1 protein-coding gene is annotated in these 20788 nt (G+C 74.9%); it reads left to right on the top strand.

From position 1 onward, the window contains the following. The first annotated feature begins 35 nt into the window (after nucleotides 1-35). Nucleotides 36-20753 (top strand): non-ribosomal peptide synthetase, encoded by a 20718-nt coding sequence (locus COUCH_RS31750; RefSeq protein ID WP_249608876.1) that lies wholly within the window; start codon nucleotides 36-38, stop codon nucleotides 20751-20753. The last annotated feature ends 35 nt before the right edge of the window (nucleotides 20754-20788 follow it).

Here is a 20788-nt window from a genome sequence, read left to right as displayed (position 1 = left end):
ACCACGGGCGGGTCCACGTCGAAAGGTGCGGACCGATGACGGCAGGCCTGCAGGACCACACCCGCCCCGCGACGACCGCCACGGTGGTCGCGGCGTTCCGGGATCAGGCGGCCCGGACCCCGGACGCGCTCGCCCTCGTCGCGGGGGAGACCCGGCTGACGTACGCCGAGCTCAGCGGCCGGGTGCACGCGCTGGCCCGGGACCTGGGCGCACGCGGTGTCGGGCCGGAGGACGTGGTCGGCATCGGCATGCCGCGCTCGGCCGAGATGGTGATCGCGGTGCTGGCCACGATGGTCGCGGGCGGGGCGTTCGTACCGGTCGACCCGGCCTGGCCGCACCGCCGCCGCGAGCAGGTCCTCGCCGACGCCCGGGCGAAGCTGGTCCTCACCGCGGCCGACGTTCCGGCCGGCACCGCCGAGGCGCCCGACGTGGCCGTCGCACCCGGCCAGCTCGCGTACGTCATCTTCACCTCCGGCTCCACCGGCCGGCCCAAGGGCGCGATGATCCGGCACGAGGCCATCCACGAGCGGCTGCGCTGGCAGCGCGAGGAGATCCTGCACTTCGGACCCGGCGACGCCGCGCTGTTCAAGGCGCCACTGTCGTTCGACATCAGCGTCAACGAGATCCTGCTGCCGCTTGTCTCCGGCGGGTACGTCGTCGTGGCCGAGCCGGGCGGCGAGCGGGACCCGCAGTACCTGCTCGACCTCATCGCCACCGAGGGCGTGACCTTCGTCTACCTGGTCAGCTCGATGCTCGACGTGCTGCTCCAGCTCGCCCGGGGCACGCACCTGCTGGACGGGCTGCGGCACGTGTGGTGCGGCGGCGAGGTGCTCACGCCGGAGCTGTTCGAACGCTTCCGCGCGCAGCTCACCACGACGCTCTACCACGGGTACGGCCCCGCCGAGGCCACGATCGGCGTCTCGCACGTCATCTACCGGGACTCCGCCGAGCGCATCGCCACCTCGATCGGGCGGCCCAATCCGTACACGCAGCTGCACGTCCTCGACGACGACCTGAACCCGGTCGGCCCGGGCGTCACCGGCGAGCTGTACGCGGCCGGTTTCCTGCTCGGCCGCGGGTACGTCAACGCGCCCGCGCTGACCGGCTCCCGCTTCGTCGCCAACCCGTTCGGCGCCCCGGGCGAGCGCATGTACCGCACCGGCGACCTGGCCCGCCGGACCGGCGACGGCAGCCTCGAGTTCGTCGGCCGCGCCGACAACCAGGTGAAGATCCGCGGCATGCGGCTGGAGCTGGAGGAGGTCGAGGCCGCCGTCGCGGCCCACCCCGCGGTGCGCCAGGCCGTCGTCACCGTCCAGGAGCGGCATTTGATCGGGTACGCGACCCTGTCCGCCCGCGCCACCGGCGACGAGCTGTGCGCCTGGTGCACCGACCGCCTCCCGGAATACATGGTCCCGTCGGCATTCGTGGTCCTCGACGCGTTCCCGCTGACGGCGAACGGCAAGGTGGACCGCCGCGCCCTGCCCTCGCCGGTGCTCGGCGCCGAGCGGTCGCGAGGCCCGCGGAACGAGACCGAGGCGCGCCTGTGCGAGGTGTTCGCGTCCGTGCTGGGCCTCGGCACGGTCGGCGCGGAGGACGACTTCTTCGCGCTCGGCGGCGACAGCATCGTGGCGATCGGCGCGGTCCGGGCCGCCCGCCGGGCCGGCTTCGCGCTGCGCGCCCGGGACCTGTTCGCCCACCCGACCCCGGCCGCGCTCGCCATGGTGGTGAGCGAGGACGAGCCGGAGGCCGCCGCGGTGGACGCGGTCGGCGAGGTGCCCCCGACGCCGATCCTGGCCTGGCTGGACGAGGTCGGGAACGGGTTCGACGGCTTCTTCCAGGCCATCACCCTGCCCGCGCCCGACGGTGACGTCGCGGCGGTGATCGACGGCCTTCTCGCAGCGCACGACGTGCTGCGGGCGAGCATCGACGGCGCCGTGCTGACGGTCCGCCCGGCCGGTGAGCTGACCGCCGCGGACGTGCTGCGCACCGGTGAGGACCTCGAGGCGACGGCCGCCCGGCTGAGCACCGGGCGGCCGGCGGCGTTCTCGCATCTGCCGGCGAGCGGCGAACTGATCGTGGCCCTGCACCACGCGATCGCCGACGGCGTCTCGCTGCGGGTGCTCGCCGAGGACCTGCGCGGCGGCCTGCCGATCGCCCCGGCGCCGACGTCGTTCCGGCAGTGGGCCACGGCGCTGCGCGAGGTCGACTTCAGCGCGGATCTGCCGTTCTGGACCCGCGCCGCGCGGATGCCGGTCGGTCCGCTCGGTCGCGTGCCGGCGGCCACCGACACCGTGGCCACCGAGGAGACGCTGACCGTCACGCTGCCCGCCGAGGTCACCGAACGGCTGCTCAGCGCCGTACCCGCGGCCGTCCACGGGGGTGTCAACGACGCGCTCGTCGCGGCGCTGGTGCTGGCGGTGTCCCCGGACGAGCCGCTGCTGCTGGAGCTGGAAGGGCACGGCCGGGAGGAGGACGTGGCCGACCTGGACCTGTCGCGGACGGTCGGCTGGTTCACCACGCTCTTCCCGGTGCCGCTCGACGTCACCGGGCTCTCGCCCGCCGCCGCCGTCAAGGCCGTCAAGGACCAGCTGCGGGCCGTGCCGGACAACGGAACCTCCTACGGCGCCCTGCGCTACCTGGCCGGCCATTCGGAACTGGCGGTGCAGCCGCAGGTGCTGTTCAACTACCTCGGCCGCTTCGACGACGGCGAGGTGGTCGTCGAGCGGCGGGATCCGCGCATGCCGCTGCCCAGGGCACTCGAGGTCAACGCGGTCACCGTCGGCGCCGAGCTGTCCGCGGTGTTCAGCTGGCCGGGCCGGGTGCTGTCGCGCGAGACGGTTCAGGCGTACGCGGACCGCTGGGCGCAGCTGCTCACGGCCATCGCCGCCGACCCCGCCGTCGCCGGGCACACGCCGTCGGACTTCCCGCTCGCCGACCTGACCCAGTCCGACGTGGACGCGCTCGGGCCGGACGCCCGTGACGTGCTGCCGCTGACCCCGCTGCAGGCCGGGCTGTACTTCCACGCCACGTACGCGCCGGGCGCCGACCCGTACGTGGTCCAGCAGCTGATCCACCTCGACGGCCCGCTCGACCCCGACCGCCTGCACCGGGCCGCCGCCGACCTGTTCGACCGCCACCCCAACCTCGCGGCCGCCTTCCGGGCGACCGGTGCCGGCGACGTCGTGGCCGTGCTCGGCGGCCCGGTCGAGACGCCGTGGCGGTACGTCGTGACCGGTGACGCCGCCGAGGTCGCGGCCGCCGAGCGCGCCCGTCCCTTCGACCTCGCCCGCCCGCCGGCGATGCGGTACGCGCTGGTCCGCCTCGCCGCCGACCGGCACGTCCTCGTGCAGACCGTGCATCACATCGTCGCCGACGGCTGGTCCGTCCCGCTGATGCTCGCCGACCTGCTCGCCCGGTACGCCGGAGAGCCGCTGCCACCGGCGCCGCCGTACCGGGACTTCCTGGCCCGGCGCGGCGAGGGCGACCCGGAGGCGTACGCCCGCCTCCTCGACGGCGTGGCCGAGCCGACCCTGCTGGCACCCGGCGCGGACGGCCCCGCGGCGAGCGTGACGACCAGCGTGGACGGCACGGCGGTGCAAGCGGTGGCGCGGCGGCTCGGCGTGACGGCCGGCAACGTCCTCGCCGCGGCCTGGGGGGTGCTCGTCGGCCGGGTCACCGGCCGCACCGACGTCGTGATCGGCTCGGCCGTCGCCGGGCGCTCCGGTGACGTGCCGGGCATCGACGCGATCGTCGGGCTGCTCGTCAACACCGTGCCCGCCCGGGTCCGCTGGTCCGGCTCGGAGACCCTGGCCGACGTCCTCGCCCGGTTCGCCGCGGACCAGCGCTCGGTGGTCGAGCACGAGCAGACCTCGCTCGCCGAGATCCAGCGCCGGACCGGCCTGCCCGAGCTGTTCGACACGCTCGTGGTCGTCGAGAACTACCCGGCCGCGGCGGCCCCGGACGCCGACGGGCTGCGCATCGGCGGCGTGGACGTGGTCGAGGCCCCGCACTACCCGGCGACGCTGATGGTCAAGCCCGGTGACACCGTCACGGTCACGCTCACCCACCGGCTCGATCCGGCCGTCGGCGCGCGCCTGCTCGACCAGTACGTGCGCGTGCTCACCGCCGGCCCCGCCACGCCCGTCGCCGCGATCGACCTGTTCTCCGCCGCGGACCGGACCGGGCTGCTGGCGCTCGGGGTGGGGGCGCCGCCCTGTGCCGAGGTGTCGGTGCCGGAGATGATCGGCGCGGTCGAGCGCGGCCGGGTCGCCGTGCGCAGCGGTGCCGCCGAGCTGACGTACGCGGACCTGTGGGCCCGTTCCGGCGCGGTCGCCGCCGCGCTGCACGCCGCGGGGGTACGCCGCGGTGATGTCGTCGCGGTGGCCACCCGGCGTACGGCCGACCTGCCCGTCGCGCTGCTCGGCGTGCTGCGCGCCGGGGCCGCGTACCTGCCGGTGGATCCGGCGTACCCGGCGGCGCGGATCGAGTTCATGCTCGACGACGCGCGGCCGGCGTGCGTGCTCACCGACGACGCCGCCGGGCGCGCGCTGCCCCCGCACGACCTGCCGTCCGTGCGGCTGCGGACGGCCCGCGGCGCGGCGCCGGCCGTCGAGGTCGGACCGCTGGACGCGGCGTCCGTCGTCTACACCTCCGGGTCGACCGGGCGCCCGAAGGCCGTCGTCGGCACCCACGCCGGCCTCGCGAACCGCCTCGCCTGGGCGCGCGAGCGGTGGGACGGCGACGTACGCGTCGCGAAGAGCTCGATGAGCTTCATCGACGGCACCACCGAGCTGCTCGGCGGCCTGGTCGCCGGCGCCACCGTGGTGATCGCCGGCGAGACCGCCGCGACCGACGGTACGGCGCTGGCCCGGCTGGTCGCGGACACCGGCGCGACGCAGCTGCTGGCCGTGCCGAGCCTGGCCGCCGCTCTCGCCGGGACGGCTCCCGAGCGGGTCGCCGGGCTGCGCCGGTGGATCACCAGCGGCGAGGCGCTGGACGCCGCCACGGTCGCCGCGCTGGCGGCCGCGTCGCCGCACGCCGAGATCGTCAACTCGTACGGTGCCTCGGAGAACACCGGCGACGTGCTGGCCGGCACGGTCACGCCCGGCACGACCGTCACGCTGGGCCGGGCTGTTCCGGGCGTGCGCATCCACCTGCTGGACGCGGCGCTGGAGCCGGTGGCGCCCGGCGCGACGGGCGAGATCTACGTCGGCGGCGTGCAGCTGGCCCGCGGCTACCGGGGGCAGGGCGGCGCGACCGCGGCCCGGTTCGTCGCCGACCCGTTCACAGCGGGCGAGCGCCTGTACCGCACCGGCGACCTGGGCCGCTGGGCCGGTGACCGGGTCGAGTTCCTCGGCCGCAACGACGACCAGGTCAAGGTCAACGGTCACCGCGTCGAGCTCGCCGAGGTCGAGGCCGCGCTGCTGCGGCGGCTCGGTGTGCGCGAGGCGGTCGCGGTCGCGCGCCGCAACACCCTGCACGGGTACGTCGTGCCCGAGCCGGGGGAGCGGCTGGACCCGCAGGCCCTGCTCACCACGCTGCGCGGGGAGCTGCCGGGATACCTGGTGCCCGCGACGGTCACCGTGCTGGACGCCGTACCGCTGCTGCCCAACGGCAAGCGGGACCGGCGGGCCCTGCCGGATCCGGCCGCCGCCGTGGCCGAACCGCCCCGCACGCCGCGCGAGGCCCGGGTCGTGGCCCGCTTCGCCGAGGTGCTGGGCGCCGCGACGGCCGGGGTGCACGACGACTTCTTCGCGCGCGGCGGCGACAGCATCACCGCGATCCGCCTCGTGCATCTGCTCGCCCGCGACGGCGTCGACGTGTCCATCCAGGACGTGTTCGAGAAGCGTACGGCTGCCGCGATCGCCGCGGACGAGCCCGCCGAGGTGTGGGAGCTGTCCCCGCTGCAGCAGGGCGTGTACTACCAGGCCACGTTCACCGAGGACGCGACCACGTACATCGCGCAGAACGTCTTCGACCTGGACCGGCGCATCGACGTACCCGCGCTGGAGCTGGCCTTCGCCGCGCTGCTCGACCGGCACCCGGCCCTGCGCGCCGCATTCGTCGGCGAGCCGCGCCCGCAGCAGCGCATCGCCGCACGCGTGCCCGCGGTCGTGACCGTCGTCGACGGCGACCCGGAGGCGATCGCCGCCGCCGACCGGGAGCGGCCGTTCGACCTGACCGAGCCGCCGCTGATCCGGCTCACCGTGGTCCGCGGCCCGGACGGCTGCGACCGGCTGCTGCTCACGTGCCACTTCCTGCTCTGGGACGGCTGGTCCCGCGAGCTCGTGCTGCGCGAGCTGTTCGCGCTGTACGACTCCCGCGGCGAGCGGGGTGCGCTGCCGACCGGCGGCCCGGCCTTCACCGACTACCTGGCCTGGATCGACGCCCAGGACCGGGACGCGTCCGCGGCCGCCTGGGCCGCGCGGCTGGGCGAGCCGGCGATCGTGGTGCCGGAGGCCGCCGGGCGGGCGCCGATGCTCTCCGAGCGGGTGCTCGCCGCGCTCCCGAGCGCGGTCACGACCCGGCTCACCGAGCAGGCACGCCGGGCCGGGGTCACCCTCAACTCGGTGCTCACCGCGGCGCTCGGGCTGGTCCTCGGGCACCGTACCGGCCGGGGTGACGTCACGTTCGGCACGACCGTGGCGGGCCGCCCCGCCGAGCTGCCCGGCATCGAGAACGTCATCGGGCTGTTCCTCAACACCGTGCCGGCCCGGGTCGCGGCGAGCCCGTCGGACACCGTCGCGGACCTCGCCCGCCGCGCCCAGCGGGACCGGCTCGACCTGGCGCCGCACGAGTACCTCGGCCTCGGCGACATCCAGCGCGCGACCGGGCACGAGCAGCTCTTCGACACCCTGTACGTGCTGCAGAACTTCCTCGCCGACAGCACGTTCGACGACCTCGAGGCCGCCCAGGGCATCGTGAACGTCGAGTACACCGACACCACGCACTATCCGCTGACGTGGGTGCTGACGCCGGGCGCGAACCTGCGCGTCAAGCTGGAGTACCGCCCGGACGTGGTCACCACGGACCGTGCCCGGTCCATGGTGGACCAGTTCGTGGACGTGCTGCGGACCCTGGCCGACGGGCTGGACGTGCCCGCGGGATCGGTCGTCACCGCCGCGGACCACGCCCTGCGCGGCCGGTCGGCGGACATCCCCGGCGAGACGATCGCCGACATGCTGGCCGCCCAGGCGCGGCGTACCCCGGACCTCACCGCTCTGGTCTCGGGCTCCCGGCGGCTGACCTACGCGGAGCTGGACGCCCGGATCGACGCGGTGGCGCGGGGACTGATCGCGCGGGGGGCCGGGCCGGAGCAGATCGTGGGGCTGGCGCTGCCGCGCGGTATCGACATGGTGGTGGCGCTGTTCGCGGTGTTGCGGGCGGGGGCGGCGTACCTGCCGCTGGATCTGGACCTGCCGGCCGAGCGGCGCACGACGATGGTCGAGGACGCACGGCCGCTGCTGGTCGTCTCCTCCCTGGACGGCCTCGCACTCGATGGTGGTCCTGTAACGACGTCGATACATTCTGACGATCCTGCATATGTCATCTACACGTCCGGGTCCACGGGGAAGCCGAAGGGTGTCGTCACGCCGTACCGGGGCTTGACGAACATGCAGGTCAACCACCGTGCCGAGATCTTCGGGCCGACCGTCGCGCGGGCCCGGGCGGCCGGCGTCGAGCGGCTGCGGATCGCGCACACCGTCAGCTTCTCCTTCGACATGTCGTGGGAGGAGCTGCTGTGGCTGGTCGAGGGCCACGAGGTGCACGTCTGCGACGAGGAGCTGCGGCGTGACGCGACGGCGCTGGTCGGGTACTGCCGCTCGCACGGCATCGACGTGGTGAACGTGACGCCGACGTACGCCCAGCACCTGATCGACGAGGGGCTGCTGGACGGGCACCGGATGTGGCTCGTGCTGCTGGGCGGCGAGGCGGTCGGCGAGGCGGTCTGGGCCCGGCTCGGGGAGATCGGCTACAACCTGTACGGCCCGACGGAGTACACGATCAACACCCTGGGCGCGGGCACCTCGGACAGCGCCACGCCCACGGTCGGCAAGCCCATCCTCAACACCGTCGGGTACGTGTTGGACGGCTGGTTGCGGCCGGTACCGCCGGGGGTGGTGGGTGAGCTGTACGTCGGCGGCGCCGGACTGGCCCGCGGCTACCTGAACCGTCCGGGGCTCACGGCCTCTCGGTTCGTCGCCGGGCCGGACGGCAGCCGGCTGTACCGCACCGGCGACCTCGTACGCGAGCGCCCGGACGGCAACCTGGACTTCCTCGGGCGCAGCGATGACCAGGTGAAGATCCGCGGCTACCGGATCGAGCTGGGTGAGGTCGAGTCCGCGGTCGCGGCGGTCCCGGGGGTGCGGCAGGCCGCGGTGGTGGCGCGCGATGGGCAGCTGCACGCGTATCTCGTCGGCGATGTCAGCCCGGCGCGGGTGCGGGCGGTCGTGGCCGAGCGGTTGCCGTCCTACATGGTCCCCGGCCGCTACGGGGTGCTCGACGCGCTGCCGCTGACCGTCAACGGCAAGCTCGACACCGCCGCGCTGCCGGCCGCGACGCCGATCCTGTCCGCCGCCCGCGAGCCGCGGGACGAGCGGGAACGCGTGCTCGCCGGCATCTACGCCGGAGTGCTCGGGCTCCCGGAGGTGGGCATCGACGACGACTTCTTCGCGATCGGCGGGGACAGCATCTCGTCCATCGCGGTCGCCGGCCGGGCCCGCGCGGCCGGGCTGCCCGTCACGCCGAGGGACGTGTTCCGCCGCCGTACGGTCCAGGCCCTCGCCGGCGCGCTGCCCGCCGCGGCCGTGGAGACCGTGGCCGACGACGGCCTGGGCGATGTCGCGCTGACGCCGATGCTCGCCGAGACGGTGAAGTCGGCGACGCCGCTGGGCCACTTCTGTCAGTCGATGGCCTGGCACACCCCGGCCGGGCTCACCCGGGGCCGCCTCGAGGAGATCCTGCAGGCGCTGCTCGACCGCCACAACCTGCTCCGCGCCTCCTTCGACGGCACCCTGCACGTCCCCGCCCCCGGCCTGCGCGCCGCCGGGCTGATCAGCGAGGGGCCGATCGACGAGGCCGCCGAGGTGGCCCGCCTCGACCCGGCGAACGGCGTCATGCTGCGCGCCGCCTGGGACGGCCGGACGCTGCTGCTCGTCATCCATCACCTCGTCGTCGACGGCGTCTCGTGGCGGATCCTCGCCGAGGACCTGCGCCGCGCCTGGCGGGGCGAGGAGCTCGAACCGGTCGGCGCGTCCTTCCGGACCTTCGCCGCGTCCCGGCCGGCGTACGCGGGCCAGGAGGACTTCTGGCGCGCGACGCTCGCCGAGCCCCGCCCGCTGCTCGGCGACCGTCCCGCCGACCCGTCGGCCGACACCGCGGCGACCGTCCGCTCGGTCACCGTGACGCTGCCCGCCGACGTGACCGTGCCGCTGCTCACCACCGTGCCCGCGTCGCTGCACGGCGGCGTCGACGACGTCCTGCTCACCGCCCTCGCGGTCGCCGTGAACCGGTGGCGGGGCACCGACGCGCCCGTGCTGGTCAGCCTCGAGGGCCACGGCCGCACCGGCGACCTGGACCTGTCCCGCACGATCGGCTGGTTCACCGCCATCCACCCCGTACGCCTGGAGCCCGGCACCACGACCGACCTGGCCGCGGCGGTCCGCGCGGTCAAGGAGCAGCTGCGCGCGGTCCCGGACGGCGGGCTCGGGTACGGCCGGCTGCGCTGGCTGCACGACCACGACTTCGGACCGGCGCCGGAGATCCTGTTCAACTATCTCGGCCGCTTCGGCGCCGACGACGGAGGCGACTGGAGTCCCGCCGCACCGCTTCGCGAGGGAGTCGACCCCGCCAACCCGGCCATGCCGCTGGAGATCAACGCGCACGCGACCGGCGACGTGTTCGAGGCGACGCTGTCCTGGCCGTCCGCGCTGTTCCCGGAGGAGCGGATCGCCGCGCTCGCGGAGCACTGGACGGCCGTGCTGCGCGAGCTGGCCGTGACGGACGTCGGCGGGCACACGCCGTCGGACTTCCCGCTCGTACCGCTCACCCAGGACGACGTCGACGCGTTCGCCGGCGCCGCCGACGTGCTGCCGTTGCTGCCGTTGCAGGAGGGCATGTACTTCCACGCGGTCACGTCCGATGTGGACACGTACGCCGTCCAGCAGGTCGCGGAGCTGACGGGCGAGGTGGACCCGGCCCGGCTGCGCGCCGCGGTCGAGGCCGCCGTACGCCGTCACGCCGCCCTGCGCGCCTCGTTCCGGGAGACCCGTGACGGCCGCATCGTGCAGGTCATCGCCGCGGACGTACAGGTGCCGTGGCGGGAGGTGGACCTCGCCGATGCTTCTGGCGCACGACTCGCCGAGGTCGTCGCGGAGGAGCTGGCGCAGCCGTTCGATCTGGCACGGCCGCCCGTGCTGCGCTACGCGCTGGTCTCGCTGAGCGCCACCGAGCACCGGCTGATCGAGACGATGCACCACCTCCTCGCCGACGGGTGGTCGTACCCGCTGGTGTTCTCCGACGTCGTGGCCGCGTACCACGGCCGGGCTCTGCCGGAGCCGGTGGGCACCTTCCGCGACCACGTCGAGTCGGTCGTCACCCGGGACCGCGACGCCGCCCGGGCCGCCTGGCGTACCGCCCTCGACGGCGTGGAGCCGGCCATGCTGTACCCCGACATCACCGAGGTCTCACGCCACGACAGCGCGTTCGCCCACGTGGACCGGGCCGACGCGCTGGCCGCGGTCACCCGGGGCCACGGCATCACGGTCAGCACGCTGATCCACGGCGCGTGGGGTCTGCTGCTGGGCCGGCTGCTCGGCCGCGACCGGGTGGTGTTCGGCTCGACCGTCTCCGGCCGCGGCGGCGACCTGCCCGGCGTCGAGTCGATCGTCGGCCTGCTCATCAACACCGTGCCGGTCCCGATGGCGTGGCGCCCGGACGAGCCGGCCGGCGACGTGCTGCGCCGCCTGCAGGAGCAGCAGACCGACGTGCTCGACGTACAGCAGGTGGGCCTCGCGGAGCTGAACCGCCTCGCCGGGGTCCGTGAGCTGTTCGACTCGATGGTCGTGGTGGAGAACTTCCCGGCGGTCGCCGCCGGTGACGCGCCCGGCCTCGGCGTGCGCGGCTTCACCGGTACGGACTCACCGCACTACCCGGTCTCCCTGGTCGCGTTCCCGGGCGACCGCCTCACCCTCGAGATCAAGTACGACGCGGCCGTCGGCGCCGCCGCCGCGGACCGGCTCGTCACCCAGGTGGCGTCCGTCGTGAACCAGCTCATCGACGACCTCGATCGGCCCGTCTCGTCGCTCTCCCTGGGCGAGACCGTGCGGGTCGCCCCGGATGATCAGGAAGTGAGCGGCATCCTGGACATCTCGCTCGACCGTCCGAACGCGGTCGCCGTCGGCGGCCTCACCTACGCGGAGCTGGAGGCAAGGGCCAACCGGCTCGCACACGAGCTGATCGCCCGCGGCGTCCGGCCGGAATCCCGGGTGGCGGTGAGCCTGCCGCGGTCCGAGGACCTGATCGTCGCGCTGCTGGCCGTGGTCAAGGCGGGCGGCTGCTACGTGCCCGTCGACGCCGCGGCGCCGGCGGCCCGGCAGCGGTACATCCTCGACGACGCGCGACCGGTCTGCGTGATCGGCGAGGGCGGGATCGGCGTGGAGGCTCCCGGCCGCCCGGAGACCCGCCCGGCCGTGCCGCTGAGCCCGGACAACGCCGCGTACGTCATCTACACCTCCGGCTCCACCGGCAAGCCGAAGGGCGTCGTGGTCACCCACCGCGACGTACGGGCGCTCTTCGCCGCCGCCGCACGCGTCTTCGACATCGGGCCGGACGACGTCTGGACGATGTTCCACTCGTACGCGTTCGACTTCTCCGTGTGGGAGCTGTGGGGCGCGCTGCTGCACGGCGGCCGCCTCGTGCTCGTACCGCACGACGTCGCCCGCGACCCGCAGCGGTTCCGGGCGCTGCTGCGCGACGAGAAGGTGACCGTCCTCAACCAGACCCCGTCCGCCTTCCACCCGCTCATCGAGGCGGACGCGGCCGAGCCCGGCCGGTTGCCGCTGCGCTACGTCGTGTTCGGCGGCGAGGCCCTCGACCCGTCCCGCCTCGCCCCCTGGTACGAGCGCAACGCCGGCCCCGTGCTGGTCAACATGTACGGCATCACCGAGACCACGGTGCACGTGTCGTTCCGCGCGCTGGACGCCGCGGACGTGACCCGGCCCAGCGTGATCGGCGGCGCGCTGCCCGGGCTGGCCGTGCACGTGCTGGACGCGTACCTGCAGCCGGTGCCGGAGGGGGTGACCGGCGAGATGTACGTGGCCGGCGCCCAGCTGGCCCGCGGCTACCTGGACCGCCCGGCGCTCACCGCGTCCCGGTTCGTCGCGAACCCGTACGGCCCCGGCCGCCTCTACCGTTCCGGCGACCTGGCCCGCTGGGAGAACGGCGAGCTGGTCTACCTGGGCCGCTCGGATCAGCAGGTGAAGGTCCGCGGCTACCGGATCGAGCCGGGCGAGATCGAGGCGGCGCTGCTGGCGCTGCCCGGCATCGCGAACACGGCCGTGATCGTCCGCGACGGCAGATTGGTCGCGTACCTCGTGGCCCGGGCCGGCAGCCGCCCGGACGAGGACGCGATCCGCGCGCACCTGGCCTCCGTGCTGCCGGACTACATGGTCCCGGCGGCGTTCGTGACCCTCGACGCGCTGCCGCTGACCGTCAACGGCAAGCTCGACCGCGACGCCCTGCCGGCCCCGGCCCGGACCGTCGCCGCGCCGGTGCGGGCGGCGGGGGAGAGCCCGGCGGTCACCGCGCTGCGCGAGCTGTTCGCCGAGGTGCTGGGCCTGGACGGGGTACCGGCCGACGGCGACTTCTTCGCGCTGGGCGGCGACAGCATCGTCGCGATCCAGCTGGTGAACCGGGCCAAGCGCAGCGGCATCAGGCTGTCCCCGCGCGACGTGTTCCTCCAGCGCACCCCCGCTGCGCTGGCCTCCGTGCCGGAGAAACCCAGCGCACCCCCCAAGGCGGGCGACGGCGTGGGTGAGGTCGCGTTGCTGCCGATCGTGCACCGGCTCGCCGAGCTGGGCGGCGGCATCAACCGGCTGCACCAGGCGACCGTGCTGCGGACGCCGCCGGGCGCGACGACGGCCCGGCTCCGGCCCGCGCTCGACCGGCTCGTCGCCCACCACGACGCGCTCCGGCTCACGCTGAGCCGCCCGGCGCCGATGCTCTGGTCGCAGGAGGTCCGCACGACCGGGCCGGCCGTGCTGACCACGGTGGACGGCACCGGCCCCGAGCTGATCCGGCGGGAGGCCGAGGCGGCGGTGGGCCGGCTGGATCCCGATGCCGGCCGTGTCCTCGAAGCCGTCTTCTTCACGGACCAGGACCGCCTGCTGCTGGTCGCGCATCACCTGGTCGTCGACGGCGTCTCCTGGCACATCCTCGGCGAGGACCTGTGGCAGGCGTACGAGGGCCGCGAGCTGGAGCCGGTCGGGACGTCGCTGCGGTCGTTCGCCCGGACGCTCACCGAGGAGGCCGGCGCCGCCGCGCGCCTGGCGGAGTTCCCGCACTGGCAGCGGACGCTCGCCCCCGGCGCGGAGCTGAAGCCGGACGCGGTGACGTCCGGGCTGACCGTGGGGCAGACCCGGGATCACGAGCTCCGCTTTCCGGTCGACCCGGCGGTGCTCACCGGCGACGTCACCGCCACCCTGCTCACCGCTCTGCACGCGGCCGTGAACCGCTGGCGGGGCACCGAGGACGAGCTGGTCGTGGACCTGGAACGGCACGGCCGCGAGCCGATCGGGGACGCGGATCTGTCCCGTACGGTCGGCTGGTTCACGTCCATCGCCCCGGTCCGGCTGCCGGAGCTGCCGCAGGGAGACGGGCTCGGCTACGGCCTGCTGCGCTACCTGAACCCGCGCAGTGCCGCGGCGCTGGCCCGGCTCGGGACCCCCCAGGTGCTCTTCAACTACCTGGGCAGGTTCGCCGCGGACGAGGAGGCGGACCTGCGCGTACGCCCCGACGACGACCTCGGGACGCCGTACCTGCTGGAGATCAACGTGGCGGCGGTCGGCGGCGAGTTGCGGGCCGTGCTCACGTACGCCGACGAGGGTCTGGGACCGGACGCCACCCGGGCGATCGCCGACGGCTGGGCCGCCGCGCTGGCCCCGGCCGACGAGCGGGAGTGGCCGCTGTCCCCGCTGCAGGAAGGGCTGTTCTTCCAGGCGAAGCTCGCCGGTGACGCGGACGTCTACATCGCCCAGAACGCGTTCGACGTGGACCACCGCCTGGATGTCGCCGCCCTGGAACGCGCCTTCGCGGCCGTGCTCGACGCCAACCCGGCCGCCCGGCTCGCGTTCACCGACGCCGGCCGCGGCAAGCCGGTCGCCCTGCTGCGCCGATCCGTCCCGGTGAGCGTCGAGGTGATCGAGGATCCCGCCGACCTCGGCGCGGTGATGGCCGCCGACCGGAGCCGGCCGTTCGATCTCGCCGAGCCGCCCCTCGCGCGCCTCACCGTCGTACGGCTGCCCGGCGGGCGGGACCGGCTGCTGTTCACATACCACCTGCTGCTGTGGGACGGGTGGTCGCGGGAGCTGGTGCTGCGGGACCTGTTCGGCGCGTACGCCGGCCGGCCCGTACCGCAGAAGAGCGCGAGCTTCACCGACTACCTCGCGTGGATCGACCGGCAGGACAGCGCGGCGTCCGTGCGGGCGTGGGCCGCGTCCCTGGCCGGGGCGGAACCGACGATCCTCTACCCGGCCGCAGCCGGTACCCGGCCGGTTCTCGCCCGCAGCCTCGCCGTGCGGTTCACCGAGGAGCAGACCGCGCACCTCGTCGGGCAGGCTCGAGCGGCCGGGGTGACGCTCAACGCCGTGCTCAGCACCGCGCTCGGGATCGTGCTCGGCCACGCGTCGGGCCGGTCCGAGGCCGTCTTCGGCACCACCGTGGCCGGGCGCCCCACCGAGCTGGACGGCATCGAGGAGGTCGTCGGCGTCTTCCTCAACACCGTGCCGCAGCGCGTCACCCTCGACGCGGCCGAGCCGGTCGGCGACGTCCTGCGGCGGGTCCAGGCCGAGCGCCTCGACCTCATGGCCCACGAGTACGTCGGCCTGGGCGACATTCAGCGCGCGGTGGGTCGCGGCCCGCTCTTCGACAGCCTGTACGTGCTGCAGAACTTCCTCGCCGACGACACGTTCGACGACCTGGAGGCCGAGCACGGCATCGTGGGCGTCGAGGCGGTCGACGCCACCCACTACCCGCTGACCTGGGTGGCCACCCCGGGACGGGCGCTGCGCATCCGGCTCGAGTACCGGCCCGACGTGGTCCCCGCCGAACAGGCGAAGTCCCTGCTGGACCGGTTGCACGCGGTGCTGACCGGCTTCGACACCGCCGCGAGCGTCGCGTCGATCGAGCTGCCCACGCCGAGGCCGCGGACCGGTGTCGTGACCCGCATCCCGGCGGTCACGATCGCGGACATGCTGGCCGGGCAGGCGGCCCGGACGCCGGACGCCGACGCGCTCACCCATGACGGCACCACGCTCAGCTATGCCGAACTCGACGCCCGGATCGACGCGGTGGCGCGGGGACTGATCGCGCGGGGGGCCGGGCCGGAGCAGATCGTGGGGCTGGCGCTGCCGCGCGGTATCGACATGGTGGTGGCGCTGTTCGCGGTGTTGCGGGCGGGGGCGGCGTACCTGCCGCTGGATCTGGACCTGCCGGCCGAGCGGCGGCAGGCGATGATCGACGACGCGCGTCCGCTGCTGGTGCTCTCGTCACTGGACGGGATGCCGGTGGATGGTGAACCGGTGACAACGTCGGTACATCCCGATGATCCCGCCTACGTCATCTACACCTCCGGGTCTACGGGAAGGCCGAAGGGTGTCGTCACGCCGTACCGGGGGCTGACGAACATGCAGCTCAACCATCGCGCCGAGATCTTCGGGCCGACGGTTGCCGCGGCCGGCGGGCGGATCCTGACGATCGCGCACACCGTCAGCTTCTCCTTCGACATGTCGTGGGAGGAGCTGCTGTGGCTGGTCGAGGGACACCACGTGCACATCGCCGACGAAGAGCTGCGGCGCGACGGGCGGGCATTGGTCGCGTACTGCGCCGAGCACCGCGTCGACGTCATCAACGTGACGCCGACCTACGCGCAGGCGCTGCTGGACGAAGGGCTGCTCGACAGCGACCACCGGCCCTGCCTCGTGCTGCTGGGCGGCGAGCCGGTCAGCGAGGCGGTCTGGGCCCGGCTCGGCGGGATCGGCTACAACCTGTACGGGCCCACGGAGTACACGATCAACACCCTGGGCGCGGGCACCTCGGACAGCGCCACGCCCACGGTCGGCAGGCCCATCTTCAACACCACCGGGTACGTCCTGGACGGATGGCTGCGTACCGTGCCGCCCGGTGTCATCGGTGAGCTCTACATCGGCGGCGCCGGGCTGGCCCGCGGCTACCTGAACCGTCCGGGGCTGACGGCCTCGCGGTTCGTCGCCGGGCCGGACGGCAGCCGGCTGTACCGCACCGGCGACCTGGTGCGGGAGCGGGCGGACGGCAACCTGGACTTTCTCGGGCGCAGCGATGACCAGGTGAAGATCCGCGGCTACCGGATCGAGCTGGGTGAGGTCGAGTCCGCGGTCGCGGCGGTGCCCGGGGTGCGGCAGGCCGCGGTGGTGGCGCGCGATGGGCAGCTGCACGCGTATCTCGTCGGCGATGTCAGCCCGGCGCGGGTGCGGGCGGTCGTGGCCGAGCGGTTGCCGTCCTACATGGTCCCCGGCCGCTACGGGGTGCTCGACGCGTTGCCGCTGACCGTCAACGGCAAGCTCGACACCGCCGCGCTGCCGGCCGCCACGACGGTGACGACGTCGTCGCGGCCGCCCGCCGGCGACCGGGAACGCCGTCTCTGCGAGCTCTTCGCCGAGGTGCTGGAGCTGCCGTCCTTCGGCGTGGAGGACGACTTCTTCGACGCCGGTGGGCACTCGCTGACCGCCTTGCGGCTGCTCGGCCGGGTGCGCGCGGAACTCGGCGGGGACCTGTCGCTGCGGGCGCTGTTCGACGCGCGTACGCCGGAACGCCTCGCCCGGGCCACCACCGGGCCGGCGCGCGCCCCCCTGACCGCCCGCCAGCGGCCCGAGGTCCTGCCGCTCTCGCCGGCGCAGCAGCGGCTGTGGCTGCTCGACCAGCTCGAACCCGGCTCGAGCGCCTACACCTACCCGCTGCTCGTGCGCCTCGGCGGGCACCCGGACCTGACCGCCCTGTCCCGCGCGCTCGCGGACGTGGTGGCCCGGCACGAGGTGCTGCGTACGGTGATCCGATCGTCGGCCCAGCACATCCTGCCGGCGCCGGCGACGGTGCCGGTGGAGACGGGCGTGACCGTCGCCGGCCTGGTCGCGCGCCCGTTCGACCTGGGCGCCGACCTGCCGATCCGGGCCGCCGTGATCGACGAGGGAGCCGGCAGCGTGCTCGCGCTGGTGCTGCACCACATCGCCATGGACGAGTGGTCCGACCGGCCGCTGCTGCGCGACCTCGACACCGCGTACGCGGCACGCCTCGCCGGTCACGCACCGGGCTGGGAACCGCTGCCCGTGCAGTACGCCGACTACGTCCTGTCCCTGCCGGAACCGTCCGGCGACTTCTGGCGCGACGCCCTGCGCGGCCTGCCCGACGAGATCACCCTGCCCGCCGACGGGCCGCGTACGGCCACCCGCCGCCCGGCCGGTGTGGTCACGACGACGCTGCCGCCGGAGCTCGCCGGGAAGCTGCGGGACATCGCCGGGGCGCAATCGGCGAGCGTGTTCATGCTCCTGCACGCCGCCCTCGCCACGCTGCTGCACCGGCACGGCGCCGGCACCGACATCCCGATCGGCAGCCCCACCTCCGGCCGCGGTGACGCCGCCCTGGACGACCTCGTCGGGTTCTTCGTCAACACCGTCGTGCTGCGCGCCGACCTGTCCGGCGCGCCCAGCTTCGCCGAGCTGCTGCGCCGGGTGCGTGCCGCCGACCTGGCCGCGTACGAGCACGCCGACGTGCCGTTCCAGCAGGTCGTGGAGCTCGTCAACCCGCCGCGGGTGCCGGGCCGCAACCCGCTGTTCCAGGTGATGATCGGCTACTTCCCGCGGCCCGCCGGGGACGGCACGCTGCTGGGCCTGCCCGTGCTGGCGGCCCCCGGGTTCGCCGCCGATCCGAAGGTGGACCTCACCGTCACGTTCGTCGACGGCGGCGCCGACGGCATCGAGGTGACCTGCGAGTACGACGCCGACCGGTTCACCGGCACCACCGCGGCCCGCCTGCTGGACCGCCTCGCCGTGCTGCTCGCCGCGGTCTCCGAGGACCCCTCCGTGCCGGTGACCCGGGTGCCGGTGCTCACCCCCGCGGACCTCGCCGAGCTGGACCGGCGGCCGGTCGCCCCGGCCGGCACCCCGGTGGTCGCGCGGCCGGAGGACGTCGCGCTGGTCGCCGACGGGCGGCATGTCACGTACGCCGACCTCGACCGGGCCTCGGACGCGGTGGCCGCCGCGCTCGCCGCCCGGGGCGCCGGGCCGGAGAGCATCGTGGGCATCCACCTCCCGCGCTCGGCCGGCCTGGTCGTCGCGGTGCTGGGCGTGGGCAAGGCCGGCGCCGCCTACCTGCCGCTGGACCCGGCCTTCCCGGCCGCCCGGCGGCAGCTCATGATCGAGGACGCGCGGCCCGCCGTGGTCATCGACGAGGCCTTCCTCGCCGGCGTCACCCCGGCACCCGCGCCGGCGGTGACCCCGCACCCGGACACCGCCGCGTACGTCATCTACACCTCCGGTTCCACCGGGCGTCCCAAGGGCGTCGTCGTCACCCGCCGCGACCGAGAGGCGTTCCTGGCCGCGCTCCCGCTGGAACCCGGCGAACGACTGCTGGCGGTGACGACGCTGTCCTTCGACATCTCCGTGCTGGAGCTGCTCGGCACGCTGCGCGCGGGCGGCACGATCGTGCTCGCCACCCCCGAGCAGGTACGCGACCCGCTGCTGCTGGCCCGGCTGCTGGAGACCGAGCGGATCACCGCGATGCAGGCGACACCGTCGCTCTGGGCGGCGCTGCTGGAGGCGTCCGACGTGGACCTGTCCGGCGTCCGGGCGCTCGTCGGCGGCGAGGCGCTGCCCGTCCCGCTCGCCCGGGCCCTGCACGAACGCGCCGCCGCCGTCGTCAACCTGTACGGCCCCACCGAGGTCACCGTGTGGGCCACCGCCGACGAGGTGGACGCCGGCTGGGACGGCTCGATCGGCCGACCGCTGCCCGGCACCACGGCGGCCGTGCTCGACGAGTGGCTGCAGCCCGTGCCGCCCGGGGTGGCGGGGGAGCTGTACCTCGGCGGCGCCCAGGTCACCCGGGGTTACCTCGGGCGGCCGGGGCTGACCGCGTCCCGGTTCGTCGCCGACCCGTACGGCCCCGGCCGGTTGTATCGCACCGGGGACCTCGCCCGGTGGCGCGACGGGCGCCTGGAATATCTCGGGCGCACCGACCACCAGGTCAAGGTGCGCGGGTTCCGCATCGAGCTCGGCGAGATCGAGTCGGTCGCCCTGTCCCACCCGGACGTCACGCGGGCCGTCGTGGTCGCGCGCGGGGAGCGGCTGGTCGCGTACGTGACCACGACCCCGCGGTTCTCCCGGGCGTCGCTGACCGCGCTGTTCGAGTCGGCGCTGCCCGGCTACATGATCCCCGCGGTGTGCCATGTGCTCGACGAGCTCCCGCTGACCCCGAACGGCAAGGTCGACCGCGACGCGCTGCCCGAGGCCGGCGTCGCGGCGGTCACCTCCACCGCGCCGCGGTCACGGACGGAGGAGACGGTGGCTCGGATCGTCGCGCGGCTGCTAGGCGTCGCGGCGGTGGGCGCCGACGACGACTTCTTCGCGCTCGGCGGGCATTCGTTGCTGCTCGTACGGCTGGCCACCGCCCTGCGGCACGAGCTCGGCGCGGAGATCCCGGTGGCCCGGCTGTTCACGGCACCGACCGTCGCCGGAGTGGCACGGCTGCTGGCCGGCGGGGCCCCGGCCGGCGACGCGCTCGCACCGGTCGTCCAGCTGGCCGCGGGCGACGGGCCGCCGCTGTTCTGCGTGGCCCCGGCGAGCGGGCTGAGCTGGCAGTTCGCCGGACTCACGCGGCATCTCGGCGTACCCCTGATCGGCCTGCAGTCGCCGCTGCTCTCCGGCGGCGACCGGCCGGCGACCCTGACCGCGCTGGCCGCCGCGCACGCCGGCCGGGTCGAGGCCGCGTGGCCGGCCGGGCCGGTCCGCCTGCTCGGCTGGTCGTTCGGCGGTGCCGTGGCGCTGGCCGTGGCGGCCGACCTGCGCGCCCGTGGCCGCGAGGTGACCTTCGTGGGCATGCTCGACGCCCGCCGCGACGGCACCTCGGCGTCCACCGTGGCTGCACTGCTGACCGAGATGGGCTACACGGTGCCGGGCGAGCTGACGCTGCCGGAGGCGGTCGCGTTCGTCCGGGACGCCGGGGGTGCCGTGGCCGCCCTCACCGACGGGCAGATCGCGCGGGTGCTGGAGAGCTATCTCGCCGCCGACGCGCTGATGGCGGCCGCCGAGCTGCCCGCGTACCCGGGGACGGTGTTCTTCGTCGAGGCCACCGTGCCGGAGCAGGGCTTCGCCGGACCGGCCGCGCCCGCGTGGCGCCCGCTCACCGCCGGCCTCGAGGTCCACGAGCTGCCCGTGGCGCACTCGGAGCTGCTGGACCCGGCGACGCTGGAGCGGCTCGGCCCGCTGCTGGCCGCCGCCCTCGGGGCCTGACACAGCGACAGGGGCGGCCCGCGAAGGACCGCCCC

Source organism: Couchioplanes caeruleus, from assembly GCF_023499255.1.
GTDB classification, from domain to species: Bacteria; Actinomycetota; Actinomycetes; order Mycobacteriales; family Micromonosporaceae; genus Actinoplanes; species Actinoplanes caeruleus_A.
Note: the sequence above shows the minus strand (reverse complement) of the source record. Positions and strands in the feature narration are given on the sequence as shown.

Coding starts and splice junctions, on each gene's coding strand:
- COUCH_RS31750 (WP_249608876.1), top strand. CDS start 36: ATGACGGCAGGCCTGCAGGACCACACCCGCCCCGCGACGACCGCCACG.